The sequence below is a fragment of the Micromonospora sp. NPDC003944 genome (genome assembly GCF_053605225.1).
Window position 1 is genome coordinate 131789 of sequence record NZ_JBSGIV010000009.1, and the last position, 7560, is coordinate 139348.

5 protein-coding genes are annotated in these 7560 nt (G+C 69.3%); 4 read left to right on the top strand and 1 reads right to left on the bottom strand.

Annotated features, from left to right (window positions below; all coding sequences use genetic code 11):
* Positions 1-221 precede the first annotated feature (221 nt).
* Positions 222-2057, top strand: a complete 1836-nt coding sequence (locus ACWER9_RS07170; protein ID WP_452300938.1) for an RICIN domain-containing protein — start codon at positions 222-224, stop codon at positions 2055-2057.
* A 182-nt stretch (positions 2058-2239) separates the two neighbouring features.
* Positions 2240-3820, top strand: coding sequence for an arabinofuranosidase catalytic domain-containing protein (locus ACWER9_RS07175; RefSeq protein WP_452300939.1), 1581 nt, complete (start codon positions 2240-2242; stop codon positions 3818-3820).
* A gap of 82 nt (positions 3821-3902) precedes the next feature.
* Here ACWER9_RS07175 and ACWER9_RS07180 read toward each other — a convergent pair whose 3' ends face one another.
* Positions 3903-5267: an extracellular catalytic domain type 1 short-chain-length polyhydroxyalkanoate depolymerase gene (locus tag ACWER9_RS07180; RefSeq protein ID WP_452300940.1), complete on the bottom strand. Its 1365-nt coding sequence runs from the start codon at positions 5265-5267 to the stop codon at positions 3903-3905.
* 245 nt (positions 5268-5512) lie between these two features.
* On the opposite strand from ACWER9_RS07180, the gene ACWER9_RS07185 reads away from it, so the two are divergent.
* Positions 5513-6520, top strand: coding sequence for a PaaX family transcriptional regulator (locus ACWER9_RS07185; protein ID WP_452300941.1), 1008 nt, complete (start codon positions 5513-5515; stop codon positions 6518-6520).
* Between the two features lie 486 nt (positions 6521-7006).
* Positions 7007-7560: endo-1,4-beta-xylanase (locus ACWER9_RS07190; RefSeq protein WP_452300943.1), on the top strand; the 554-nt coding region annotated here is incomplete at its 3' end.

Here is a 7560-nt window from a genome sequence, read left to right on the forward strand (position 1 = left end):
GCGAACCGATTCGACGAATCGGTTCGCCCGAAGATAGGTCTGGCTGCACCCGGGGGTCAAGAGCCAGTTGGCCGCGTCGGGAGGACCGCTGGGCAACACGGTCGTTACCGTGTGGTCACTTCATTGACATCGTTAAGTCTCCGGTCCTACGATCCGTGCGAATCGATTCGCAAGCGCTGCCCTCCGGAGAGCGTCCCCCGCGCCCCACCAAGGAGCCGCCCGTGAAAACCCCGTCCCGCAGCAGGTCAGGACGAGCGCGTGTGCTCGTGGCCCGACTCGTCGTCGGCCTGCTCGCCGCCGCTGCCGCCGTGACCGTCGTCGCGTCCCCCGCCCAGGCGGCCGACGAGTCGATAAGCGTCAACTTCGCCACCACCAGCGGTACGCCGACCTACCGCGCGTCCGGCTGGATCTACGGCATGACCGAGAACGCCAGTGGTCCGGCCGACCACTTCTACCGGGACGTCAAGTTCCAGTACATGCGCGCCGGTGGCGCGCAGCTTCCGGGGAGTGGCTGGGTCGGTGGCACCTACGACCGCCGCTGGAACTCCACGCTCGCCCAGGCGCGTCGGACCACCGCCCTCGGTGGGAAGTTCATCATCCTGCCGCACGACCTCTGGGGTGCCGACGGCGCCGGGATCTCCCGCTTCCCCGGTGACAACGGCAACTGGACCGACTACGACAACTTCCTGACCCGCCTGATCAGCGACGTCCGGGCCTCCGGGCTGTCGGTGCAGTGGGACATCTGGAACGAGCCCAACATCACCATCTTCTGGAACCGGCCGATCTCCCAGTACCTCGAACTGTGGCGCCGGACCTACCAGCGCATCCGGGCCGAGTTCCCCAGCCAGCTCATCGTCGGGCCGAGCTGTGCCTGCGTACCGTCGACGAACCACACCTTCTGGAACCAGTACCTGGACTTCGTCCGCTCGACGAACACGGTGCCGGACATCATCAGCTGGCACTCGCTGCCCGGTGACCCGGTCGCGAACGTCGCCGCCGCCAACGCCACCCTCGACCCGCGCGGCATCGCCCACCCGCGTCCGTACCAGATCAACGAGTACGGCGCGCCCGACGAGCAGAACCCGGCCGACGGCGCCTGGTACATCGCCCGTCTGGAGCGGGCCAAGGCCGACGGCCTGCGGGCGAACTGGGCCAGTGGCGGCAGCCTGCACAACGACCTCGGCAACCTGTTGATCCGCAACTCGGCCGGTCAGCACCAGCCCAAGGGGGAGTGGTGGAACTACCGCTTCTACGCCTCCCAGGTCGGGGAGATCGTCGCGGTCACCCCCAGTCAGTCGTACGACGCGTACGCCACGAAGACGGCCGGGTCGGCGAAGGTCCTGGTCGGCGGCGGGCGTACCACCGGGAATCTCACCGTCAACCTGCAGCGCCTCGACACCACGAGCGGCATCGTGCAGAACAATCAGGTCCGGGTGCTCACCCAGCGCATCCCGCACAACGGTGGCGGCGCCGTGCCGGGCCCGATCACGGTCTCGAACAGCCTGGTCGGAGTGTCCAACAACAACGCCACGGTGACCCTGCCGTACACCAACCAGACCGACACCTACGCCGTCACGCTGCTACCGCCCTCGGACGGCGGCTTCCAGTCGGTGGCGGTGGCGCAGCACTCCCAGCAGTGCCTGAACAACCCCGGTCTGGGCACCACCGACGGCAACGTCCAGCAGCAGAACTACTGCGACGGTGGTGACCAGCAGCTCTGGAACTTCCTCCCGGTCGCCGGTGTGGCCAACACCTACACCGTGGTCAACCAGCAGAGCGGCAAGTGCCTCGACGTCAGCGGGGTGTCCACCGCCGACGGCGCGGCCGTGCACCAGTGGACCTGCCTGAACAGCACCAACCAGCAGTTCGCGCTGCGCAAGGTGACGTACTCGGGCAACGACTCGCACGACTACCAACTCGTCGCCCGGCACAGCGGCAAGTGCGTGGATGTCAACGCGGTGTCCACGGCGGCCGGTGCGCTGGTCCACCAGTGGACCTGTAGGGCGGTCAGCCAGGGCAGCCCGTTGAACCAGACGTGGCGACTCCTGGGGCGGTAGCCCCTTCCGGGGGAGGTGGTGCGCTGGTTGTCTGCCCAGCGGCCAGCGCGCCGCCCCGGCACTGCATTCATTGACATAAATTCCACAAAGGTCATACCATTCGCTGCGAATCGATTCGCCACCACCACCTCCCATGGCGCGTCGACAATCCCCGCGCTTCCCCGACTCCGAGGAGCCACCTCGTGCGAACCCCGTCCCGCAGTGGGTCAGGAACAGCCCGCGACCTCATCCCGAGACGCCAACGCGTCCGACGTCTGACCCTCCTGGCCGGTGCGCTGGCCGGGGTGCTCGTCGTCGTCGGCGTCGGCGTCGGCACCACCCCCGCCAGTTCACCCTTCGCCGCCGGGGCCGCCGCGGCGGCCACCATCCAGCCCGGGCAGAGCGCCCCGATCGTCGGCACGCCGTCCGGCCGCTGCCTGGAGGTGCCCAACTCCAGCACCACGAACGGCACCCAGACGCAACTCTGGGACTGCAACGGCGCGGCCGGCCAGACCTGGACGTGGACGTCGAGCAGGCAACTGCAGGTGTACGGCAACAAGTGCCTGGACGCCTCCGGCCGAGGCACCACCAACGGCACCCAGGCGATCATCTGGGACTGCAACGGCCAGAACAACCAGCAGTGGAGCGTCAACAGCAACGGCACCATCACCGGCGTGCAGTCCGGGCTCTGTCTCGACGCCAACGCCGCCGCCACCGCGAACGGCACCAAGATCATCCTGTGGGCCTGCAACGGCGGCGCCAACCAGCAGTGGTCCTCGCCGACCACCACCACCCCACCGCCGACCAACCCGCCGACCGGCGCGCGTCCGTGCGACATCTACGCCTCCGGCGGCACCCCGTGCATCGCGGCGCACAGCACCACGCGAGCGCTCTACGAGGCGTACGCCGGCAACCTCTACCAGGTGCGGCGCTCGTCGGACAACACCACCCGCAACATCGGGGTGTCCGGCGCGGGCGGCACCGCCGTGGCGGCCAACCAGGATTCCTTCTGCTCCGGTACGACCTGCGTGATCACCGTCGTCTTCGACCAGTCCGGGCGCGGCAACGACCTCTGGTACCAGGGCTCCAGCGTGGTTCCCGGCTCGCCGCAGAGCAGGCCGGCGATCGCCACGTCGGAGTCGCTGACCGTGGGTGGCGCCAAGGCGTACTCGCTCTACATCAACCCGGGCAACAGCTACTGGCGCGACGGGCACCTCACCGGGGTGCCGACCGGCGCGGCCCCCGAGGGCATGTACATGGTCACCAGCGGCACCCACGTCAACAGCGGGTGCTGCTTCGACTACGGCAACAGCGAGACGACCCGCAAGGCCGACGCCGCCGGGGCGATGGACGCCATCAACTTCAGCAAGCAGTGCTGGTTCGGCGGCTGCTCCGGCAGCGGCCCGTGGGTGCAGGCGGACCTGGAGTGGGGCCTCTTCCCGGGTGGCAGCCAGACCTGGAACCCGAACCAGCGCGCGTTCACCAGCAAGTTCGTCACCGCGACGCTGAAGAACAACGGCACCACCCGCTTCGCCATCAAGGGCAGCGACGCGCAGTCCGGCAGCCTCTACACGCTGTACGACGGCTCACTCCCGCCGGGATACAGCCCGATGAAGAAGCAGGGCGCGATCATCCTGGGCAGTGGCGGTGACTGCTGCAAGCCCGACGGCGGCGCGAACCTGAGCGCCGGCACCTTCTACGAGGGGGCGATGGTCGCCGGCTACCCGTCCGACGCGACCGAGAACGCCGTGCAGGCGAGCGTGGTGACCGCCGGCTACCGCTGATCCTGGCGACGCCCGAACGGATCGTGCGCCGGTCACCACCTCGTGGTGACCGGCGCACGCGCGCGTGGGTGTCGCCCCGGGCTCAGGCGACGGTGCAGGACGCGCCGTTGAGGGTGAACGAGGACGGTCGGGCGTTGTTACCGGTGTGACTGGCCTGGAAGCCGAAGCTCACCGAGCCGTTGGCGGGGATGCCGCCGTTGTAGGCGACGTTGCGGGCCGTCACCTGCCCCGAGTTGGGCGAGTAGGTGGCGTTCCAGCCCGAGGTGATGGTCTGCCCGCTCGGCAGGGTGAAGACCAGGGACCAGCCGTTGACGGCGCTGGTGCCGGTGTTCGTGACGGTGATGTTCTCGGTCAGGCCGGTGTTCCAGGCGTTGATGGCGACCGTCACCCGGCAGGCGCCGGTGGTCGGCGGCGGCGTGGTCGGTGGCGGCGTGGTCGGCGGTGGCGTGGTCGGTGGCGGGGTGGTCGGTGGTGGCGTCGTCGGTGGCGGGGTGGTCGGTGGGGGCGTCGTCGGGTTGGTCAGTCCGAAGAACGCGATCGCGGACGCGGCCATCCCAGCGGAGGGCAGGCTGTGCCCGGCCCCCTGGATGCTGTACGCCTCGACCTGGACGGTGCCGCTGCTGTCCGCGTACCGGCGGCGGTTCCAGTTGGCCTGGGGCGTGTCGGTGGAGGTGGGTGTCTGGCTCAGCCCGAACACGTTCGTCCACTGCTCGATCGTCTCCTGCAGCAGCGAGTACGGCACGAGCGTGTCGTTGGTGCCGTGCCACAGCTGCACCCGCGGCCGGGGCCCGGAGTAGCCGGGGTACGCCTGGCGCACCGCGTCGCCCCACTGCTGGGGCGTGCGGTTCATGTTTCCGCCGGTGCACTGGCTGCTGCCGGGCGGGTAGTCCGCCGCGTTGGCGAAGCAGTTGTACGGCACGCCCATGAAGGCGGCGCCGGCCTTGAACACGTCGGGGTAGAGGGCCAGCATGTGGTTGGTCATCATGCCGCCGGACGAACTGCCGGTGGCGTAGACCCGGTCCGGGTCGGCCGAGTACTGCTGCTGCACGTACCGGATCATCGAGATGATCGACACCGGGTCGCTGCCCCCACCACGGCGTTTGGCGGCGTCCGACCAGGTGTCGAAGCAGTTGCCGAAGCCTGCCTGCTGGGTCGCGGACGGGTAGATCACGATGTATCCGTAGCGGTCGGCTTGACTCGCGAACTCGCTCCCGGAGTAGAAGCCGGGGCCGGACCCGCCGCAGCCGTGCATGGCCACCACGACGGCCGGCCGGGCCGGGCGGTTGTCCGGCACGTAGACGTGCATGCGCATCCGGCCCGGGTTGTCGCCGAAGCTTGTCACCTCGGTGAGCGACGCCGCGTACGCGGGCCCGACCGTGGGGGCCACCAGGCCGGCGGCCACCAGGGACCCGGCCAGGGCGAGTAGCAGTTTCCTTCTGACTTTCACCGCACGACTCCTTCGATTGCCTGTGCAGGTTGGAATGGCCGTGCGGTCCGGTCGCGGGTCTGCCCGACTCCCGCGGTGATCGCACGATGCCCGCTACCTGTGGCTCGCCCAGCCCGGCTTCGGATGGCGTCGCGTGGCAATTAGTGTTCCCCCCGGACCAACAAGTGTCAATCGAGCAATATCTATTTGAGGCGCGACGGTCCGTCTACAGTCGTCATACCGTCCCCGAGGAGCACGGAGCGCCTGTGGCAAGCCTCTTCGACATCGACGAGATCTATCCGGACGACGGCGACCACCCCCTCCGGCTGCCCCGCCGGCAGGTCGGCAACTCGCCGCAGGGTGTCGCGGTGACCCTGTTGGCCGACTACACGCTGCGGACCCGGGTCGCCCTCCCGTCCGCCGCCATCGTCGCGCTGCTCGGGGAGACCGGCGTGACGACGGCCGGAGCGCGGACCGCGATCAGCCGGCTGGCCCGCCGTGGCGTGTTGGAGGGCAGTCGGCTGGGGCGACGCAGCTCCTACCGGCTCAGTCGCGCCGCTGCCGCCAACCTCTCCGCCGGCGGGCACTGGATCCTCGCCTCCACCAGCTCGACGGCGCGGTGGGACGGGTGCTGGACGATTGTCGTCTTCTCGCTGCCGCAGGACCGCAGCACCCAGCGCCGGGCGCTGCGGGCACAGCTCCGGTGGCTCGGTTACGCGCCGCTGTACGACGGGCTGTGGATCTCGCCGCAGGAGTTGACTGCCGCCGCTCGGGCCCACCTGGACCGGCTCACCCTCGGCGCCGTGACGGTGTTTCGGGGGCAGCAGACCGCGCTCGCCTCGACCGTTCACCGCGCGCCGATCGAGGCCTGGGACATCGACGCGATCAGCCGGAGCTACGACGCGTTCCTCCGGCGTTGGACGCCGCTGCTGCCCAAGGTGGTGTCCGGGCAGGTCGACGGTGCCGCCGCGGTGCGGGCCCGCACCGAGGTCATGGACACCTTCCGGCGTTTTCCCGTCCTCGATCCGCAGTTGCCCGTGGAACTCCTGCCCCGGGAGTGGCTCCGGCGTCCGGCACGGGAGTTGTTCGCGGCCGTCTACGACGGCCTCGCCGCACCCGCCGAGCGACACGTCCGGGCGGTCGTCGAGCGGTTCGCCGACGCCGCGCAGCCCGGCATCGAGGCGCACACCACCGCTGACCTCGTCGCCGGCATCCGTGCCGACGTGGCGCCGGCCCAGCCGTCCCCGAGCACCTCGGCTACCGGCTGCTCGTGAACGGCTGTCGACGGCTGCCGGTTGACGACTGTGAGCGATAACAGGGTTGCCCTCCGGTGTGACTCCGGTGAGGCGGTGGGAGGGCCCGTCCGCTGGTCACGCCGCGGTTGAACGCTGTTTCTCAGGGCGTTCGTCAGTTGGCGAAACGCGGCGTTGCGGGAGATCGGCGTGAACGACCCGTTACGTCTTGACGAACGGCATGTTATCGCTCACTCTCGATATAGAGGACGATCGCTGTCTTGGCTCACCGGGCGAGCCGTACGGACCGTCCCACCGTTCACGACGTCCGCAGGGGCATGCGGACGTCACCTCGGGACCCGGCAGGCGCCGGCGACAGCCCTCTCGGACTGTGCCTGCTGATGCCAGGCGGCCAGGACGACCGCCCCGATCAGCTGTTCCGAGCGAAGTGGCACATCACCACCACCGATGCACCCACTGAAAAGGAACGCCATGAAACCCATGAGAACGATGCTGGCGGCGGCGACCATGGCCGTCGCCCTCACCACCGGCATGACGGTGGCGCTGACCCCCGCATCCGGTGCGGGCACGACCCTGAAGGCGGCCGCCGCCGAGAAGGGCCGCTACTTCGGCGCGGCTGTCGCCGTCGGCAAGCTGTCGACAAGCGCCTACACGACCATCCTGAACCGTGAGTTCAACAGTGTCGTGGCCGAGAACGAGATGAAGTGGAGCTCGACCGAGCCGCAGCAGAACACCTTCACCTACTCCAGTGGTGACCGCCTGGTCAGCCACGCGCAGGCAAACGGCATGAGCGTGCGGGGCCACACGCTGTTGTGGCACGCGCAGCAGCCGGGCTGGGCCCAGGGCATGTCGGGCAGCGCGCTACGTAACGCGATGATCAACCACGTGACCCAGGTCGCCACGCACTACCGGGGGAAGATCTACGCCTGGGACGTGGTGAACGAGGCGTTCGCCGACGGTGGTTCGGGTGGGCGTCGTGACTCGAACTTGCAGCGTACGGGCAACGACTGGATCGAGGCGGCGTTCCGGGCGGCGCGGGCGGCGGATCCGGGTGCGAAGTT